This is a genomic window from Ligilactobacillus murinus DSM 20452 = NBRC 14221 (genome assembly GCF_001591685.1).
GTDB lineage: Bacteria > Bacillota > Bacilli > Lactobacillales > Lactobacillaceae > Ligilactobacillus > Ligilactobacillus murinus.
This window is the reverse complement of the sequence record NZ_BCVJ01000012.1, coordinates 23,501-42,322: the sequence shown is the minus strand read 5'-3', so window position 1 is coordinate 42,322 and position 18,822 is coordinate 23,501. Positions and strand designations below refer to the sequence as shown.

General features: G+C 41.6%; 14 protein-coding genes. 13 read left to right on the top strand and 1 reads right to left on the bottom strand.

Features of this window, described 5'->3' with window-relative positions; translation table 11 throughout:
* From LMU01S_RS03910 to LMU01S_RS03870, 9 genes are all read left to right on the top strand, one after another.
* Window positions 1–4,366: ZmpA/ZmpB/ZmpC family metallo-endopeptidase (locus LMU01S_RS03910; RefSeq protein ID WP_156470378.1), on the top strand; the 4,366-nt coding region annotated here is incomplete at its 5' end.
* 124 nt (window positions 4,367–4,490) lie between these two features.
* Entirely contained in the window at window positions 4,491–5,765 is a 1,275-nt protein-coding gene (locus LMU01S_RS03905; protein WP_056960182.1) for a hydroxymethylglutaryl-CoA reductase, degradative, read from the top strand.
* A complete protein-coding gene (locus LMU01S_RS03900; RefSeq protein WP_056960180.1) occupies window positions 5,752–6,708 on the top strand; it encodes a hypothetical protein in 957 nt (318 codons plus the stop codon). Before LMU01S_RS03905 ends, LMU01S_RS03900 begins: the two co-directional genes overlap by 14 nt.
* 18 nt (window positions 6,709–6,726) lie before the next feature.
* Complete coding sequence (locus LMU01S_RS03895) at window positions 6,727–7,224, top strand: phosphatidylglycerophosphatase A family protein (RefSeq protein ID WP_056960178.1); 498 nt, start codon at window positions 6,727–6,729, stop codon at window positions 7,222–7,224.
* A 126-nt stretch (window positions 7,225–7,350) separates the two neighbouring features.
* Window positions 7,351–9,381, top strand: a complete 2,031-nt coding sequence (gene metG, locus LMU01S_RS03890; RefSeq protein ID WP_056960176.1) for a methionine--tRNA ligase — start codon at window positions 7,351–7,353, stop codon at window positions 9,379–9,381.
* Between the two features lie 59 nt (window positions 9,382–9,440).
* The gene (locus tag LMU01S_RS03885) at window positions 9,441–10,208 is read left to right on the top strand and encodes a TatD family hydrolase (protein ID WP_056960175.1); all 768 of its coding nucleotides are present in this window, start codon (window positions 9,441–9,443) and stop codon (window positions 10,206–10,208) included.
* Window positions 10,209–10,216: 8 nt separating this feature from the next.
* The gene (gene rnmV, locus LMU01S_RS03880; RefSeq protein ID WP_112195981.1) at window positions 10,217–10,786 is read left to right on the top strand and encodes a ribonuclease M5; all 570 of its coding nucleotides are present in this window, start codon (window positions 10,217–10,219) and stop codon (window positions 10,784–10,786) included.
* Window positions 10,779–11,675 carry a 16S rRNA (adenine(1518)-N(6)/adenine(1519)-N(6))-dimethyltransferase RsmA gene (gene rsmA / locus LMU01S_RS03875; RefSeq protein ID WP_056960170.1) on the top strand — a complete coding sequence of 299 codons (897 nt, stop codon included), beginning with the start codon at window positions 10,779–10,781 and terminating at the stop codon, window positions 11,673–11,675. Before rnmV ends, rsmA begins: the two co-directional genes overlap by 8 nt.
* Before the next feature lie 92 nt (window positions 11,676–11,767).
* On the top strand, window positions 11,768–12,001 hold the full coding sequence (locus tag LMU01S_RS03870; RefSeq protein ID WP_056960168.1) for a Veg family protein: 234 nt from the start codon (window positions 11,768–11,770) through the stop codon (window positions 11,999–12,001).
* Window positions 12,002–12,110: 109 nt separating this feature from the next.
* Here LMU01S_RS03870 and LMU01S_RS03865 read toward each other — a convergent pair whose 3' ends face one another.
* The gene (locus LMU01S_RS03865; RefSeq protein ID WP_056960166.1) at window positions 12,111–13,469 is read right to left on the bottom strand and encodes an MFS transporter; all 1,359 of its coding nucleotides are present in this window, start codon (window positions 13,467–13,469) and stop codon (window positions 12,111–12,113) included.
* Window positions 13,470–14,007: 538 nt separating this feature from the next.
* Here LMU01S_RS03865 and pdhA point away from each other — a divergent pair.
* The 4 genes from pdhA to lpdA are packed head-to-tail and all read left to right on the top strand — an operon-like array spanning window position 14,008 to window position 18,799.
* Window positions 14,008–15,108 carry a pyruvate dehydrogenase (acetyl-transferring) E1 component subunit alpha gene (gene pdhA / locus LMU01S_RS03860; RefSeq protein WP_056960164.1) on the top strand — a complete coding sequence of 367 codons (1,101 nt, stop codon included), beginning with the start codon at window positions 14,008–14,010 and terminating at the stop codon, window positions 15,106–15,108.
* The gene (locus LMU01S_RS03855; protein ID WP_056960162.1) at window positions 15,108–16,085 is read left to right on the top strand and encodes an alpha-ketoacid dehydrogenase subunit beta; all 978 of its coding nucleotides are present in this window, start codon (window positions 15,108–15,110) and stop codon (window positions 16,083–16,085) included. Before pdhA ends, LMU01S_RS03855 begins: the two co-directional genes overlap by 1 nt.
* 15 nt (window positions 16,086–16,100) lie before the next feature.
* Complete coding sequence (locus LMU01S_RS03850) at window positions 16,101–17,387, top strand: dihydrolipoamide acetyltransferase family protein (RefSeq protein ID WP_056960160.1); 1,287 nt, start codon at window positions 16,101–16,103, stop codon at window positions 17,385–17,387.
* Between the two features lie 5 nt (window positions 17,388–17,392).
* Window positions 17,393–18,799, top strand: coding sequence for a dihydrolipoyl dehydrogenase (gene lpdA, locus LMU01S_RS03845; protein ID WP_056960158.1), 1,407 nt, complete (start codon window positions 17,393–17,395; stop codon window positions 18,797–18,799).
* Window positions 18,800–18,822: the final 23 nt, after the last annotated feature.

Genomic DNA, 18,822 nt, shown 5'->3' with positions numbered 1-18,822 from the left:
TATAACCAAAGCGCCAGTGACAGAGGTGATCGCCCAAGGGACTAAGCCAAAAACCACAGTGACAGAAGAAGTTTTAGTAGAGAAGATCCCTTATACGAGTGAGATCCAAAGTGATCCCGAACTTTTTGTTGGAACAACAGTCGTTAAAACAGCAGGCCAAGTAGGCGAGCGCACGATCGTATATGAAGTGACACGCGATACTAATGGAAAAGAGCTTGCACGTGTAGAAAAGAGTAATGAAATCACCAAAGTACCAGTAAATGAGGTCGTTGCTAAAGGAACTAAGTTATATGCTAAGCCATTAGTCGAGCTCGTTAAGACAGACGAGTCTGTTGATAATAGAGTAGCCACTGTTAGCTACACTGTAACTGATCCTAATAAGAAATTACAGGCTATAAAAGTAAGTTTGTACAAAGAAAACGAAAAAATAACTGAAAAATTAGTTGATCTAGCTACCTTAACGACGACTTTTGCTGATCTAGCTTACAATACGAATTATCGACTCGAAACAGAGTACACTTATGATATTGGTCAAGGTGATCAGACTGAGAACTTAAAACCGATCACGGTGGAATTGACACCTAAAAAAGTTGAGCTGAAAAATGTTGATAATATCAGCTTATACCAATTAGGAACCAATGGTGGTCTAGAGTTAGTTTCTAGTTTAGCTGAGTTACCAACTGATTCTAATAAATATGTTGCCAAGATCGTGTCACGCCAACAAAAAGATTGGTATTTACCGGTCGCTTCATTTGAAGAGATCAAACTAGGTGAAAAGACTAAGTATCAAGCTACGATCGCGACCCCAGAATTGGTGACTTATCAAGCTGACAAACGTGATTTTTCTACGGGACACACTTTTTTGATCGATAAGACAGAAGTTTCAAATGAATACACCAACTTTGCTGAGTTGATCAAGGCGATAAAAGCTGATCCAACGGGTGATTTTATCCTCGCAGCCGATCTGAATGCTCTTGGCTTTGCTGGGACAGATGCCAACTATATCACTGAGACATTTAGTGGGACTTTGCGCAGTAAAGCTGGTAATTCCTATACGATCTCCAATTTGAATAAACCACTGTTTAATGTGGTCAAGGGTGCAACGATAGCAAATATCTTGTTAGAAAATGTTGAGATCAATGATAATATTGCTAACACTGGGAGTTTAGCTCGTGTCTTAGATGGAGCTTTGATCAGCAATGTCAATATAAAAGGTACGATCGCTTCGACGCAAACAACTGGTGGTCTAGCAGCGCGGATCAAAAATAATACGCAGATCTCACGAGCATCATTTACCGGTACGATCACCCTGACAGGTAATGCTTATGATCAAGGTGGTGGCTTAGTCGGATATGCTGAAAATTCTAGGATCGCGCGCAGCTTTGCAGATGTTTATCTGACGGCTAAGGTCCATAATACCAATGATAATGTTGGTGGCTTAGTTGGACGTTTGGCAAGTGGTGTGGTCGAAAAGAGTTATGCTACAGGGACGATAAAAAATGATGGTCTAGTAAAACGTGCTGGTGGTCTGATCGGAAGTGCTTGGACAAACGGGCGAGTTGTTGATGCGATAAGTGCAGTTAAGATGGAAAATGGTTATATTTTCCACGGTGATGTTGATTTCAAAAGGCCCCCTCATCAAAAGACGTACTATGTTTCTGAGGTCGCAAGTGGTCTGACTAATGATTATCCGACTGCGATCACTGAAGCGACCGCCAAGGAAATGCTCCAAAATTGGCAAGTCGCTGCTCCAACATGGAAAGCCGCGACCGTAGCTCAAATTATCGATTATTCGCAACTGCCAAATTATCAAGCTGAGCGCGAATTAGCTTACAGAAATATGGAAAAATTACTACCATTTTATGATCGGTATACTATTTTGAAATATGGAAATAAAGTTTTGCCAAGCGATAAACTTTATACGACCGCGTTGACGGCAGTTGTCCCAATGAAAGCTGGAAAAGTGGTAGGTGATTCGGTCGTAGAGCCGGGGCAATTGACGAGCCTATTGCTCCATTTTGCTGATGAAACGGTAACTAAAGTAGCACTTGAGTCCTTAGGTGAGTATAAACAAACTAATATCAGTGAGTATCAGTTCGCTAATGGACTGCTCTATACACCATATCAATTGGGCGGAGAATGGGATCAATTGCTCACAGAAGTCGTTACTGCTTACCAAACATTGAACTATTATGCTACAGAAACAACGGCAAGTTTAGCTCTAAAACCAGCAGAAGATAGTTTGAAGAAGGCTAAAAAAACAGCCCTTGAAAATTATCAAAAAATGCATCCAGCTGAAGTGTTGACAGCTGAAAAAACTGCTGCGATCGAAGCTAAGGCGGTAGAACAATTGCGGATCGAACAGCTAAATGAGCTGTATCTCCAAGATGCATTTGCCAAAGTCCAAAAAGACATCAAAGCTCAACTGGGTTCTTTGACGACTTCAATGGCTGTTGTTGACCTAAATTCTGCGGTGATCCGTGAAGATCTCAAGCAGAGATTAGAAGCTAAGAAACTAGAATTGACACTAGCGTTGGCGTATCTGGAACGGTTATATCACATCAATTATGGTGAGTTAGATCTGCATGCGATCGCGGCTTATTATCCAGATTTCTATGGTAAGAAAGTAGATATTTTGTCATGGTTAAGTGACTTTTCTAAGCAGGGAACAAAATTAGCGGTCAAAAATAATTATGCGACATATGCAGCCCTCTTTAGTCAGCTGACAGGTGATCAAGATGTCGTTACCTATTTAGAGCATAATCGCCGTTTGTTTGCCCCACAGTTAGATGACAACACGTGGTTCAAGGGAGCAACTAAAGCGTATGTTTATGAAGCAGCATCTAAACAAGTGCCTGATGCCACAGTTCAGATATATGATCGGCTGAAGGGCAAAAATCGTTTGGAATATCTAAACTACCTCTTACCGCTCCTCAACTTGAGTGAGAAAAATATGTTTATGTTCACGACGATGACAACCGTCTCATTTGGTATCTATGAGCGTTATATCGATGAAGCACTTAAAAGTGACCCGACTGTGTATGCGGCTAAACAAGCCAATATTGACCGAGCTGTCGATAAGTATGCACAGATCATGGCGGATTATTATGATACTTGGTATCGTATCGTCGATGATAAAGTGAAAAATCAATTGCTCACACGCGATATTCCGATCTGGGATGGATATTGGATCATTGATAATACTAAAACAGGCAATTGGAAGAATCGCTGGGTCGATAAGTTCGATAAATCAGTGTCTGGAGTTTATGAATTCTTTGCTCCAGTTGGTAAGATGTATGCTCCTAATGGGCTCGGGGCCTATGCAACTGGTTCATTAGTCCATTTTGTAGTCGATGGTCAGTTGAGTGATTACGGTGTGGCTGTAAGTTCTCATGAAATGACGCATAATCTAGATGGGGCTGTTTATTTTAACGGCTATGATCGTCGTCAAGAAATGGGAGCTGAGACTTTTGCGATGGGGCTATTAGAAGTGCCATCTACTCCAGATCAGAGTCAATATGGCTTGAACTTGGCTTTTGATTGGTCAAATAAAAAGAATTTAACACAAGCAAGTAGTTTTAGTGATTTTACTTCGAGTGCCGACCTCAAACGCTATATGAAAGGCGTCTTTGATGTTACCTATTTGTTAGATTATGCGGAAGCCCAAGCGATCGTAGCGATGAGTAATGCCGATCGGCGCCAGTATCTACGGCAGATCACTTATGATACGAATGCTAAACAAGATAAGATCACTAATAGTGGTCTGACTTATGCTGAAGGTATCAAACTGACGAGTTGGGAAAGTCTGATCGATAACAACATCGTAGTTGCACGCAGTCTTAGTGGTGGAAGTTATGGCAAGAACGTCTATATGACAGTGCCATTGTACGCTCCGATCTATGCTGGGCTTCAAAATGATAACGGCAGTGTTGGGGGCTTGCTCTTTAGAAAGACAGCTTTTGAACTCTTAGCAGATCGTGGTTGGGAAGAAGGCTTTATCCCATACGTCTCTAATCAATATAAAAATCAGGCTAAAGCTGAAGGCGAAGTCTTTGGTGATGCCTATATCTTTAAACAGATCTGGGGTACAGAGTATGCAAATTATGCTGAATTCAAAAAAGCGATGTTCAATGAACGGATCGCTAAAAAAGATAATTTAAGAGCGATCACGATCACGTACAACAAGAAACAAGAAACAATCGATTCGTTTGCTAAGTTACAGACGTTGATGGACCAAGCAAGTGCAGCTGATATGTTATTGATGCGTGCGGGTAAGCGAGCCGTCAACGTAGATAATCTAAAGAAGGCGATCATGGTCGAATATCATTCTCTGACTGATAGTTTTAAGACTTCGATCTTTAACTGAGATATTTTTGAGCAAGGGAGCAAATTCCCTTGCTTTTTTGGTTTGTTACTTGTGTTTTTAAGTGATAATGCTTAAACTAAAAGGGTCTAACGGATAACAGAATAGAGATCTGAGGAAATATATTATGAACGGATTTAGCAAATACTATCAAAAAGATCGCCAGACACGGCTAGATATTTTAGTACAACAAAAAAAATTGACGCAAGCTGAAGTAGACTCTTTGATAGATCCCAAGCTTGATCTTACATTGGGAGATACGATGATCGAAAACTTTATCACGCAGTATCAGATCCCGGAAGGTTTAGCGTTGAATTATGTCATTGATGGGAAAGAATATTTGATCCCAATGGTGACTGAAGAGCCATCGGTGATCGCAGCTGCCAGTCATGGAGCCGCGATCGTCAAGCGAAGCGGAGGTTTCAAAAGTGAACTAAAAGAACGCTTGATGATCGGGCAGATCGTCATCGAACAGGTCAAAGACGCCACTAAATTGGCCCAAGAACTTGAACAAAAGCAAGCTAAATTACTTCAATTAGCTAATGAAGCTCATCCATCGATCGTTTGTCGCGGGGGGGGTGCCCGTGAGATCAAAGTACGGATCTTAGCTCCAGATCTGATCTCGCTTGATCTGATCGTCGATGTTAAAGAAGCAATGGGCGCTAACATGTTGAATACGATGTTAGAGGCTTGTGCGAGTTATTTGCGAACTGAACTTGATACAGAGATCTTGCTGAGTATTTTATCCAATTATGCGACCCGCTGTTTAGTAAAAGTCACTTGTGAGATCCCGGTTTCTGAACTGACTAAAGGTGAGTTAGCAGGAGAAAAGATCGCGCAAAAGATCGCAACTGCCAGCCGGTTAGCTCAGCTTGATCCTTATCGAGCCACAACGCATAATAAAGGGATCATGAACGGGATCGATGCGGTCGTGATCGCCAGTGGTAATGACTGGCGGGCGATCGAAGCCGGGGCGCATGCCTATGCGACGCGCAATGGCAGTTACCAAGGATTGAGTACTTGGCAAGTCAAAGGTGATAAGCTGATAGGTGAACTAGAATTGCCGTTGCCCCTAGGATCAGTTGGTGGCTCGGTCTCGATCGTACCTTTAGTGAAACTTAACCATCGACTTTTAGAATTACAAGATGCTAAAGAATTAGAGAAGATCGTGGCTGCTGTTGGCTTAGGACAAAATTTAGCAGCGCTATATGCCTTAGTGACTGATGGGATCCAAAAGGGCCATATGAAGTTACAATTAAAAAGCTTAGCAGTCGCAGTGGGAGCCAGCCCTAGTGAAGTTTCAGCTGTCGTAGCGGGATTATTAGCTAAAAAAGCGCGTGATTCTGCTACAGCTAAGCAGATTTTAGAAGAGATAAGAGGAAATGATCATGAACAAAAATGATTTAACAACTAAAACACAAGAATTGATCGCCCAAGTTGAGGAGAAATTCCCCGCTGGAGTCGAGATCGAATTTAAAGAACCAAAAAAAGTGGGCTATTTACGCCATGATCAAGCCCAACACTATTTACATGGGGGCAAATTAAAAGTTGATGTTTATGATCAGACCGATCCAGATTATACAGTCGCGCATGAGTTATTGCACTTTTTATTGATGCTAGACAAGACACCACAAGTAGCATTTAATTTGACGACTGGCGATACGAATAAAGATCATAAATTTATGCTAGCCGGGATCGACCTATATGATACGGTCTTACACACTAAAGTCTATGCTAAACAGCGAAAATTGGGTTTTGTAGATGAGAGGATCGAAAAGTTATATCTAAAAGGTGTTTTAGCGATCTTAAAGCCTGAACCAAAAGGAAAACGCGATGAATGGATGGTCTTACGGACGGTAACGTTACTAGATGCGTTGGTCTTTTTTGCTGATGATCTAGCACAAGTATTGCCGGAATTGGAAAAAAACTATCCGCTCTCCTTAGCTGCTGCTCAAAAACTCTATGCAATCATGACAGAAAAGTCACTTAAGACGGCTTTTGAAGTGCGACGTGGTGTGGTACGTTTATGGAAATCATTTGATAAACAACTCAGCGAATGGAATTTATTACCTATGCACTTAAATGATTTCATCACAATAACACCTGTTTTGAGTGAACGGCAATTACGCTTGGAAGCAAGTGCACTATTTGAATTTTATCATACACCTTGGCAAGAGAATTTGACGTTTAAATCAGCCTATGTTGGTCGCTTTAAGGTCGATGGCCAAAATTCATTTATCTTACCAGACCTAGGTGAAAAACCTGCTGAAAAATTTAAAGAACTCTATGCGATGCCAGTTACTAAACTTTTAGCCACTCTAGGTGTAGACTACTTATTACGTTAATAAAAAGAAGGTATTTCAATGTATCAAAAAAACTTTAAATATCCTGATACTAAGGCACATGAATTTGTGATCGCACGCTTAGCTAAACGCGGTGTCAGTTTAGATGAATTGGCTAAGTTGGTCTATGAGACCCAAAAGGACTTTGAATTAGGCTTGACCTTAGAAGAATGCAAAAAAGATGTCAATGATGTGATGCACAAGCGGGAATTATTGAATAATGCAATGGTCATGTTAGAGCTCGATCGTTTGACAGAAGAAAGAAAAGTGGCTTCACCATTAGCCGAGATCATCGAAAATGATTCGGGAGTTTTTGGGGTCGATGAAACTTTAGCATTACAGATCGCCAATATCTATGGTACGATCGGAGCTACCAATTTTGGGTATTTTGACCGCGTAAAATCTGGGATCATCAAGAAATTCGATACGAGCCCCGAACACGTCAACACCTTTATCGATGATCTTTTGGCCGCGATCGTAGCCGCTACTTGTGGCAAAATTGCACATAAATATGCCTAGTCCCTGTTTTTTTGCTTGAAACAGCTAATAATAGGTACGTGGTTATGTTATACTATTTTTATTGAAAATTTGACGATGATAAACTTGCACTAATAGCAGTTTTAAGCGAAAGGAAATGACTAGTTAATGGCTGATAAACAGACATATTACATTACAACGCCGATCTATTACCCATCAGGAAAGCTACACATCGGTAACTCATATACAACGATCGCTTGCGATGTTTTAGCACGCTACAAACGTTTGCAAGATTTTGATGTCTTCTTTTTGACAGGGACAGATGAACACGGGTTAAAGATCGAACAAAAAGCCCAAGACTTGAATATGACGCCTAAAGAATATGTTGATATGATGGCTGAAGCGATCCAAAAATTATGGCAAGAGCTTGAGATCACAAATGATAAATTTATCCGAACAACGGATGAATATCATGAAAAAGCGATCCAAAAAATCTTCCAAAAACTTTTGGATAAGGGCGATATCTATCTTGGCTCTTACAAGGGTTGGTATTCTGTTTCAGATGAGGAATACTTTACTGAATCACAATTAGCCGAAGTTTATCGGGATGAACAGGGCAATATGATCGGTGGGAAAGCTCCATCTGGGCATGAAGTTCAACTGGTCGAAGAAGAATCCTATTTCTTCAAGATGAGCAAGTATGCTGATCGTTTGGTCGAATACTACAATGAACATCCAGATTTCATCATTCCACAAAGTCGTAAAAATGAAATGTTGAATAATTTCATCAAGCCTGGCTTAGAGGACTTGGCGATCACACGGACTAGTTTTGATTGGGGCGTTAAAGTACCAAATGATCCAAAACACGTGGTCTATGTGTGGATCGATGCTTTGTGTAACTATATTACAGCTTTGGGCTATGGCAGCAAGGATCAAGAACTTTTCAACAAGTATTGGCCGGCTGATGTTCATATGGTGGGTAAAGAGATCGTTCGTTTCCATACGATCTACTGGCCGATCATTTTGATGGCTTTAGATCTTCCCTTGCCAAAACATATTATCGGTCATGGTTGGTTAGTCATGCGAGACGGTAAGATGTCTAAGTCTAAGGGCAATGTAGTCTATCCAGAAATGTTGACGAAACGTTATGGGCTAGATGCATTACGCTATTACTTGATGCGGGCGGTTCCATTTGGCAATGATGGGATCTTCACACCAGAAGATTTTGTGCAAAAGATCAACTACGATTTGGCTAATGACTTAGGTAACTTATTGAACCGGACTGTAGCGATGATCAATAAATATCGTGGGGGCGTGATCCCAACGTTGACTTCAAATGTTACTGCATTTGATCTAGATTTAGAAAAGTCAGCTAAAGAAGCGATCACTGAATACGAAACTAACATGGATCAAGCACATTTTGCATTAGCTTTAGAAGCACTGTGGAAGTTTGTTTCACGTTCTAACAAGTATATCGATGAGACTGAACCATGGGTCTTGGCTAAAGATGAGGCTAAAGCTGAAGAATTAGACAGTGTCCTAGCTCACTTAGCTGCAAGTTTACGTTTGATCGCGATCTTATTGCAACCAGTGATGACACACGCACCAAAAGAGATCTTTACTCAATTAGGTCTACCATTAGATAATATGGCGATCAAGGATGTGGACTATTTTGCTCTCCCAGAAAATACAACTGTTGTTAAGAAGGGAACACCGATCTTCCCACGTTTAGACATCGAAGCTGAAGTTGAATATATCAAGTCTAAGATGACTAAAAATGAAAAACAAAAAGGGAGAAAAGCAATGCAAGAAGCCATCGAAGCTCAAGCTGAATTTGATCCTGAAAAGACAGAGCTTAAGTCAACGAAAAAAGAGATCAAGTTTGATAAATTTGATAAAGTTGAACAACGGGTGGCTTTGATCAAGGATGTTTCGCGGGTCAAGGGCGCCGATAAGCTACTTAAATTCCGGTTGGATGCGGGCGATGAAGGTGAACGTCAGATCCTTTCGGGTATCGCGCAATGGTATCCTGAACCAGAAAAATTGATCGGTAAAAAAGTGATCGCGGTAACAAACTTACAACCACGTAAGATGCGAGGCGAGATCAGCCAAGGGATGCTCTTATCAGCTGAATTTGGTGATACAGTACAATTGATAACTGTTCCCGATGAGATCCCAGCCGGATCATTAGTTGGCTAATTAAGTGATAGAAGGCACATGGGCTGACCGTGTGCCTTTTAGCGTAAGAAAGGAAAAAAATGGAGATTTTTGATTCACATACTCATATCAATGCTACTGAATTTAAAAATGATATTCCTGATGTGATAGAGCGGGCCAAAGCTTTAGATGTGACCGAAATGTTAGTCATCAGTTACGATACCCCGAGTACGGAGCGCATGCTTGATCTAGTTGAAAAATATCCAAATATTTATGGGGCATTTGGCTGTCATCCCGAAAGTGCTTTAGACTACGATGCAAATTTTGAAAGCAGATTACGCGAGGTCTTGGTGCACCCGAAAGTAAAAGCTCTCGGTGAGATCGGGCTTGATTATCATTGTGATGTGCCTAAAAAAGTCCAATGGAAAGTTTTTGAACGTCAAATAAAGCTCGCACATGAATTACAACTTCCGATAAGTATCCATGATCGGGATGCGATCGCGGACTGTTATGCGATCTTAAAAGAGGCAGATATCGCAAAGATCGGTGGGATCATGCACAGTTTTAACGGGGATGCTGACTGGGCCGAAAAATTTTTGGATCTAGGGATGGAATTGTCATTTAGTGGTGTCGTGACCTTTGGCAATGCTAAGGAAGTAAAACAGGCAGCCTTAATGACACCATTGGAGCATATGTTAGTTGAAACCGATGCGCCTTATCTGACACCGATGCCATTTCGGGGTAAGATCAATGAACCAGCAATGACCCGCTATACGTTAGAGTTTTTAGCTAAAGAAAGACAGATCGCGCCTGAAAAATTAGCGCAGATCACAACTGCTAATGCAAAGAAAGTGTTGAAGATAAAATGACAGATAAGATGAAGATCAAAGAAGTTATCGTTGTTGAAGGTAAAGATGATACTAAGCGGATCAACTTAGCCGTCAATGCAGATACCCTTGAAACTAGAGGGTCAGCGATCAGTGATGAGACACTCGCACAAATCGAAGAATTACATGACAAACGTGGGGTCATTGTCTTTACCGACCCTGATTTTTCAGGTGAAAAGATCCGTAAGATCATCCAAGAAGCTGTTCCAGGGGTCAAGCATGCCTTTTTGACTAAAAAAGCTGCTGCTCCAGATCACAAGGGGAGTCTTGGCGTTGAACATGCTGATCCAGAGGCGATCCGGGAGGCTTTACGTAATTTATATACAGAAGAGCCAGATGCGACGCCAATGATCAGTCGTGAAGATCTAGCAGTAGCAGGCTTGATATCAGGTCCTAAAGCCAAGATCAGACGGCGAATCTTGGGCGAATATTTGCGGATCGGCTATGTCAACGGCAAGCAGCTCTATAAGCGGTTGAACCTCTTTCAGATCACCCCAGAAGAATTTGCCGCTGCACTAAGATATTTAGAACAAGTAGAGGAAGGAAAAATCGATGAATAATCAATTACCAGAGATCGCTTCACCAACTAGAACGCGGGCGATCATGGAGAGTTATGGTTTGACATTTAAAAAGAGTTTAGGCCAAAACTTCTTAACTGATATCAATATTTTAAATAAGATCGTGGCCGCTGCTGACGTAACGCCAGAAGATGACGTGATCGAGATCGGACCAGGGATCGGTGCTTTGACTGAACAGTTGGCAAAGAATGCACATCAAGTCATGGCGCTAGAGATCGATGACCGTTTGATCCCTGTTTTAGCCGACACTTTGTCACCTTATGATAACGTGACAGTCGTTCATCAAGACGTACTTAAAGCCGATCTAGTAGAATTGATCGCTAAAAATTTTGATGGAAAACATAAGATCAAGTTGGTGGCGAATTTACCATATTACATTACAACGCCGATCATTTTACATTTGTTGGAAGCCCCAGTTGATTTTGACCGGATCGTTGTGATGATGCAAAAAGAAGTGGCTGATCGTTTAGCCGCTGTTCCAGGGACCAAAGATTACGGTTCTTTGAGTGTGGCGGTCCAATACGAGATGGATGCTAAAGTGGCTTTTATCGTGCCTAAAACAGTTTTCATTCCCCAACCTAAAGTTGATTCTGCGATTATTGTATTAGAGAAAAAAGCCGTTCAAACCTATGAGCCAGTTGATGAAAAGTTCTTCAAGCAAATGGTCAAAGGGATCTTTTTACATCGGCGTAAAAGCCTTTGGAACAACTTGCAAGGAATGTATGGTAAGACTCCTGAGATCAAAGAAAAAATGCAGACAGCTTTAGCTAAGGTCGGAATCGAACCGGGGATCCGTGCGGAAAAGTTAACGATCGCACAAATGGTCGAATTAGCTGATGCTTTAGTCAATGAAAAAATTATTAAAAAATAACTTTTAAATATTGAAGTGTTTGTTCGGGTATGGTATAATTGCGTTTTTTGTAAAATTATGTTACAATGTTTCTCACAGAGAGGTGAAGCGCATTGCCAACTACATTAGTAAAAATCAAGAGCAAGCTCGACAATTGCATTGGCGCTGGTTTAACGGTAACGTCCCACGTTGGGCGCAAAAAAGTTACTAAACGTCATGGGATCTTGCGGGAAACTTTCCCCGCTGTATTTATCGTAGAATTAAGTCACGAAAAAAATGCCGTTGAACGCGTATCATATAGTTACACCGACGTTTTGACCAATAATATCATTCTAGATTTTGATTAAGCGATGAGTTGATCATCGCTGACCCTTATTAGGATTTTAGGTACCGAGATTTAATTTTTTGAAACAGTAAATAAGCTAGGAGCACCCATTTGTATGGGTCTCTCCTAGCTTATTTTTTAACTTCTTTTAAGCGCAACGCTAAGACTAAAGCTATGGCTTCAATGAGTAAAAAGCAGATAAAGACGCGGGAATAGCTTGATTTTTGGGTGATACTTTGACCAGCACTGCTCAACAATAAGGTTGCGCCCATGACCCCTAGACTACCAAGGAGCTGGCGGATCGTAGTCGTTAGTGCAGTTGCATGTGCGATCAAGTTTTTAGGGACGGAATTAGCGCCCAGCGTTGTAGCCGGCATCATGACAAAGGCATTGCCCCCTTCGATCACCATTGAAAAGGCGATCAAGAGCGGTAGTCCCAAGTGATCTTGCCATAAGAGAAGTCCCGCCCAACCACTAAGCAACATGCTGACGCCAACTAAAAGAACAGGTTTAAAGCCCCATTTGTCGGCTAGCTTACCGGTCATAGGATTTAACACGCTCAGTAAAACAGCAGGTAAGACTAAGGAAAGCCCAGAAGCTAGCGGGCTTAGACCGAGGATCTTTTGATAATAGAGCGGAAAAACGATCGTGACGACGATCAAGGACATGTAAGAAAGTCCGGTTAGTAATAGCCCAATATCAAAATCTAAATATTTAACGATTCGCAATTCTAAGAGGGGTTCTGCCAGTTTTAGTTGACGCTGGCAAAATGCTATCAATAAACCAAGTCCTAAGAGTAAGAGTAGAACACTTGATAGTAAATGAGCGGGATCTTTAAAGGCAGTCAGTGCATATAATACCATGCCTAGCCCAGCGCCTTCATAAAATAATGAGAAGACATCTAATTGGGAAGGTTTTTGCTCCATGACATTACTGATCGTCACACAAGCGGCCAAGAAGATCACGAGCATTAAAAAGCAAAATAGCCAAAAGAGAGCTTGCCAACGTAAAAAATTTAAGACGATCCCAGAGATGATCGGTCCAACAGCTAAAGCTGAACCCATGACTAAACCAGCAGCCCCCATAGTTTGTCCCCGCTTGTCTTTAGGGGTGATCGTCATCAAAACAGTTTGAAATGACGGAAATAAGATACCGACAGCAGTAGCTTCTAATAAGCGTCCTAATAGTGCAAACCAAAAAGTTGGGGCAAAAATTATCATTAAAGTGCCGATCCCAAAAAGGGCTAAGACACTGAGATAGAGATGTTTAAAAGAAATATTATTGAGAAGCCACGGGCTGACTGGCATCATCACACACATCATTAACATAAAACCGGTCGTCAACCATTGGATCGTTGCGGCATCGACCGTAAAGAAGTGCATCAAGGCAGGATAAGCCGTTGAAAGCGCTGATTGACTGATCGACATGGTAAAAGTACCTGCTAATAGGGTAAAAATAAATAGTTTTCGTTTAGTTTCGGTGAGTTCCATTTGTTCATCTACTTTCTAAATATGTAAAAAAGTCCGAAAAAAAATTCGGACTTCATTATAGCATCAAAGTTTATTTTTCGCGATGTTTTTTCGCTTCCTGTTCTTTTTCTTCGTTCTCACGACGTCTAGCATCGTTTAGACGGTTTTCTTCGAGCCGATGTTCGAGCTTGGAATCATTACGGCGTGTCATAGCTAAAACTTCCTTTCTATATTTACAAAGGTATTATAGTTCTAATGTCTATAAGTTACAAATAAAACGACCCAGGATAAAAGGTTGGTAATATTGTGATTTAATTTAAAAAATTAAAACATATTTTAAGCCAGATGTTTGTGATAAAAGTAACATTGTCCACAAGGTAAAAAAAGTTTACGTCTAAAATATTGCGCAAAATCAATGTTTCTAGGGTATCGGCTAACAAATTAAGGAGTGCACAAAATTAACATTTAGTGACCAATACGTTATAATTGGCAATGTAAGCGCTGTATAAAGATTGAAAATAAGATTGATTCCTTATGTTTAAAGAAAGGAAGTTTTAAAATGGCACAAAAAATTGATTTTGAAGCGTTAAAGACGATCTCTCCTAGTGAAATTAAACCGCTTCAAGTTTTGGATGAAAATGGCAAAGTGATCGATCCAAACTTTTTCCCAGACCTAAGTGATGAACAGATCGTGGAATTGTTTAAACAAATGTTATGGTCACGTGTATTAGACGAACGTTCTACCAAGCTGAATCGTCAAGGGCGTTTAGGATTTTTTGCTCCAACTGCTGGGGAAGAAGCTTCGCAGATCGCATCTGAATTTGCGATGGAAAAGCCAGATTTCTTATTACCTGCTTATCGTGATGTTCCGCAATTAGTCTTACATGGGTTACCTTTGGAAAAGGCTTTCTTATGGTCGCGTGGGCATGTTTTAGGAAATGAATATCCAGAAGATCTAGCTGCTTTACCACCACAGATCATTATCGGGGCCCAATATGTTCAAGCTGCTGGTGTAGCTTTAGGGTTCAAGAAAAAAGGCGCTAAGAATGTAGCGTATACGTATACTGGTGATGGTGGGACTTCTCAAGGTGATTTTTACGAAGGGATCAACTTTGCTGGTGCCTACAAAGCACCTGCGATCTTTGTTGTGCAAAATAACGGTTATGCGATCTCAGTACCAAGAGCGGTTCAAACTGCGGCTCCAACTTTAGCACAAAAAGGTCTAGCTGCTGGGATCCCAGGTCTTCAAGTTGATGGGATGGATGCTTTGGCAGTCTATTTAGTTATGAGCGAGGCGCGTAAATACAGTGTAGCGGGTAATGGCCCAGTCTTGATCGAGACTTTGACGTATCGCTTTGGCCCACATACACTTTCTGGTGATGATCCGCATCGTTATCGGACTGCTGATGAAGAAGCAGAGTGGGAAAAGAAAGATCCACTGGTAAGATTACGCACTTATTTAGATGAAAAAGGTCTCTGGTCAGAAGAACAAGAAGAAGCTTACATTGAAGAAGTAAATGACCAGATCAATGAAGCAATGAAAAAGACGGAACAAGCACCAAAACAAAAGGTGAGTGAATATCTTCAAAATGTCTTTGTCGAAACACCACCGACTTTAGAGGAACAAATTGCAAAATTTGCGGCTAAGGAGGAAGCATAATGGCTAAAACAACGATGATCAAAGCAATTACACAGGCTTTGGAAGATGAATTGAAACGTGATAAAAATGTTTTGGTATTTGGTGAAGATGTTGGTCGAAATGGTGGTGTTTTCCGTGCTACTGATGGCTTACAAGATAAAGTCGGTGAAGATCAAGTCTTTGATACGCCCTTAGCTGAATCAGGGATCGGTGGTCTTGCAGTTGGCTTAGCTTTGACAGGTTTTCGGCCTGTACCTGAGATCCAATTTTTTGGTTTTGTCTTTGAAGTTATGGATGAGATCGCCGCTCAGATCGCTCGGACACGTTTCCGCTTAGGTGGTACCCGTAAAATGCCAGTGACGATCAGAGCTCCGTTTGGTGGTGGGGTCCATACGCCAGAATTACACTCGGATAGTTTGGAAGGATTGATGGCACAAACACCGGGGTTAAAGGTCGTTATCCCAAGTGATCCATATGATGCCAAGGGCCTATTGACGGCAGCGATCCGCTCAGATGATCCAGTTGTTTTCTTAGAACATATGAAGTTATATCGCTCTTTCAAACAAGAAGTTCCAGATGAAGCATACACTGTAGCCTTAGATAAAGCAGCGATCAAGCGTGAAGGCAAAGATGTAACGATCATTTCTTACGGTTATATGGTCCATGAAAGCTTACTAGCTGCTGATGAATTAGCTAAAGAAGGTATCGAAGCCGAAGTTGTTGATCTGCGTACAGTTTCCCCATTGGATGAAGAAACGATCTTAGGATCAGTCAAACGCACTGGCCGAGTTGTCTTGGTCCAAGAAGCACAACGCCAAGCAGGGATCAATTCTCAAGTAGCAGCCTTGATCGCTGAAAAAGGTATTTTATCATTAGAAGCACCGATCGCACGGGTCGATGCGCCGGACACACCATATCCATTTAGCGATGCTGAAACGATCTGGTTACCAAACAAACAAGATATCATTGAAAAAGTAAAAGAAACGGTCAATTTCTAGGAAAGGTGAAGATTTATGAGTAAATATCAATTTAAGCTCCCAGATATTGGGGAAGGGATCGCTGAAGGTGTCATTGGTGAATGGCACGTTAAAGTCGGCGATACGATCAAAGAAGATGCTGATCTAGTTCAAATCGAAAATGATAAATCCGTCGAAGAAATTCCTAGTCCTGTAGCCGGAAAAGTAACTGCGATCGTAGTTCCAGAAGGTGAAACGGCTGAAGTTGGCGATGTTTTAGTAGAGTTAGAAGTTGCAGAAGGGTTAGGCAACGTTGATGATAGTGCGACAAAGACACCAGCTAAAGCAGAAGAAAAAACTCAACCAGCCCCAGAGCCAGTCGCTGAACCAACAAGCAAAGCGCCTGTTGAAGTATCTGTGCAAGATCACTCCTTACCAGTTTTAGCGATGCCGTCAGTGCGTAAATTTGCCCGTGAAAATGGAGTCGAGTTGGCTAAGATCAAGGGGACTGGACGTCACGGACAAGTAACGAAAGCCGATATTGAACAAGCTTTGAGTTTGCCACAAGATGCACCAGTAGCAGCTCCAGAGACAAAAACAGAAGAACCAGTTGTTGCTTTGCCAGCTAGTGCAAGTGCTGCTTGGCCTGAAACAGTTGAAAAGATGTCACCGATCAGAAAAGCAACTGCTAATGCAATGGTGCGCTCAGTTTCCCAGATCCCACATGTACATGTCTTTGATGAAGTTGTCGTGGATAAACTTTGGGATCACCGTAAGAAGTATAAGGAATTGGCAGCAACGCGTGGTGTCAAATTGACCTTTATGGCTTATATGGTCAAAGCCTTAGCCGTGATCATGAAGGAATTCCCGATCTTCAACAGTTCGGTCGATATGCAAAATCAAACGATCGCTTATAAAGATTACATCAACGTAGGGATCGCAACAGATACCGACCATGGTTTGTTCGTACCAAATGTTAAACATGCAGATGCACTTAGTTTATTTGGGATCGCAGAACAGATCTCAAATAATACAGCCAAAGCTAAGGAAAATAAATTAGCACGTGATGATATGAATCATACTGGTATGTCGATCACTAATATCGGTTCGGTCGGTGGTGGTTTCTTTACACCGATCATCAATTGGCCAGAAGTTGCGATCTTAGGTATGGGTAAGATCACTAAAGAAGCTGTTGTAGTGGATGATGAAGTTCAGATCGCACGCGTCTTGAAGTTGTCATTGGCCTTTGATCATCGTGTGATCGATGGTGCGACAGCTCAAAAAGCAGTCAACAGACTCAAAGAATTATTGGCAGACCCAGAATTGTTATTAATGGAAGGATGAGCTAGATGGTAGTTGGAGATTTTTCAATTGAATTAGATACAGTCGTGATCGGTGCGGGCCCTGGTGGGTATGTAGCTGCGATCCATGCAGCTGAATTAGGCCAAAAAGTAACCGTGATCGAACGTGAATTTATCGGTGGTGTTTGCTTGAACGTAGGTTGTATCCCATCAAAGGCCTTGATCGAAGCAGCACACCACTACCAATACGCAATGCACTCCCAAGATATGGGACTCCAAGTAACAGCAGCTAAACTTGATTTCAATAAAACGATCGAGTGGAAAAATAGTGTTGTTTCTAAGCTCACTGGTGGGGTCGCATCACTATTTAAAAAGCATCAGATCGATGTTGTTTGGGGTGATGCTTTCTTGAAAGATGATCACAATTTACGTGTGATCGATAAGGAAGGCCATGCTCAAACATATAGTTTCAATAATTTGATCATCGCCACAGGAAGTCATCCGATCGAGATCCCTAACTTTAAGTTTAAGGGTCGTGTCTTAGACTCAACGGGGGCTCTCAATTTACGTGAAGTTCCTAAAGAATTAGTCGTTGTTGGTGGCGGTTATATCGGATGTGAATTAGCTTCGGCATATGCTAACTTAGGCTCACATGTAACGATCCTTGAAGGTGGTCCGATGATCTTAGCTAACTATGAAAAAGATCTTGTTAAAGTGGTCGAACATCACTTTAGCAAACAAGGTGTAGATATCTACACCAATGCTTTGGCTAAGAATGCTGAACAAACGGATGATAACGTCAAGGTCACCTTTGAGGTCGATGGCAAAGCCCAAGAGATCACGGCTGATTATGTGATCGTTTCAGTTGGGCGTCGTCCAAATACAGCTGATATGGGCTTAGAACAAGCCGGGGTCAAGATCGATGATCGTGGTTTGATCCCAGTTGATGCACAAAGTCGTACAAATATCTCACATATCTATGCGATCGGTGATATCGTGGCTGGTTTTGCCTTGGCTCATAAAGCGAGCTATGAAGGTAAAGTAGCTGCTGAAGCGATCTCTGGCATGAAGACAACGGTCGATTATCGTGCGATGCCAGCAGTTTGTTATACGGATACTTCGATCGCAACGACTGGCTTGACCCTAGCCGAAGCTAAAGAAAAAGGTTTTAAGGCTAAAAAGGCGCAATTCCCATTTGCTGCTAATGGGCGTGCGATCTCAATGGGTAAGACTGATGGTTTCATTCGTTTAGTTTTCGAAGAAGAAACGGATATCTTGCTAGGTGCTCAGATCGTTGGGGCTCATGCGAGTGATTTGATCAACGAATTGACTTTGGCGATCGAAATGGGCGCAACGACTGAAGATATCGGCTTAACGATCCACCCACATCCATCATTAGGTGAAGCTGTGATGGATGCTGCTGATGTGGCGCTTGGTTTTCCAACTAATATTTAATTTTTAGGCAAATGAGGGATAAA

What these genes read in the sequence shown, in the direction of transcription:
- LMU01S_RS03905 (WP_056960182.1), top strand. Translation starts at nt 4,491, where the DNA reads ATGAACGGATTTAGCAAATACTATCAAAAAGATCGCCAGACACGGCTA.
- LMU01S_RS03900 (WP_056960180.1), top strand. Translation starts at nt 5,752, where the DNA reads ATGAACAAAAATGATTTAACAACTAAAACACAAGAATTGATCGCCCAA.
- LMU01S_RS03895 (WP_056960178.1), top strand. Translation starts at nt 6,727, where the DNA reads ATGTATCAAAAAAACTTTAAATATCCTGATACTAAGGCACATGAATTT.
- metG (WP_056960176.1), top strand. Translation starts at nt 7,351, where the DNA reads ATGGCTGATAAACAGACATATTACATTACAACGCCGATCTATTACCCA.
- LMU01S_RS03885 (WP_056960175.1), top strand. Translation starts at nt 9,441, where the DNA reads ATGGAGATTTTTGATTCACATACTCATATCAATGCTACTGAATTTAAA.
- rnmV (WP_112195981.1), top strand. Translation starts at nt 10,217, where the DNA reads ATGAAGATCAAAGAAGTTATCGTTGTTGAAGGTAAAGATGATACTAAG.
- rsmA (WP_056960170.1), top strand. Translation starts at nt 10,779, where the DNA reads ATGAATAATCAATTACCAGAGATCGCTTCACCAACTAGAACGCGGGCG.
- LMU01S_RS03865 (WP_056960166.1), bottom strand. Translation starts at nt 13,469, where the DNA reads ATGGAACTCACCGAAACTAAACGAAAACTATTTATTTTTACCCTATTA.
- pdhA (WP_056960164.1), top strand. Translation starts at nt 14,008, where the DNA reads ATGGCACAAAAAATTGATTTTGAAGCGTTAAAGACGATCTCTCCTAGT.
- LMU01S_RS03855 (WP_056960162.1), top strand. Translation starts at nt 15,108, where the DNA reads ATGGCTAAAACAACGATGATCAAAGCAATTACACAGGCTTTGGAAGAT.
- LMU01S_RS03850 (WP_056960160.1), top strand. Translation starts at nt 16,101, where the DNA reads ATGAGTAAATATCAATTTAAGCTCCCAGATATTGGGGAAGGGATCGCT.
- lpdA (WP_056960158.1), top strand. Translation starts at nt 17,393, where the DNA reads ATGGTAGTTGGAGATTTTTCAATTGAATTAGATACAGTCGTGATCGGT.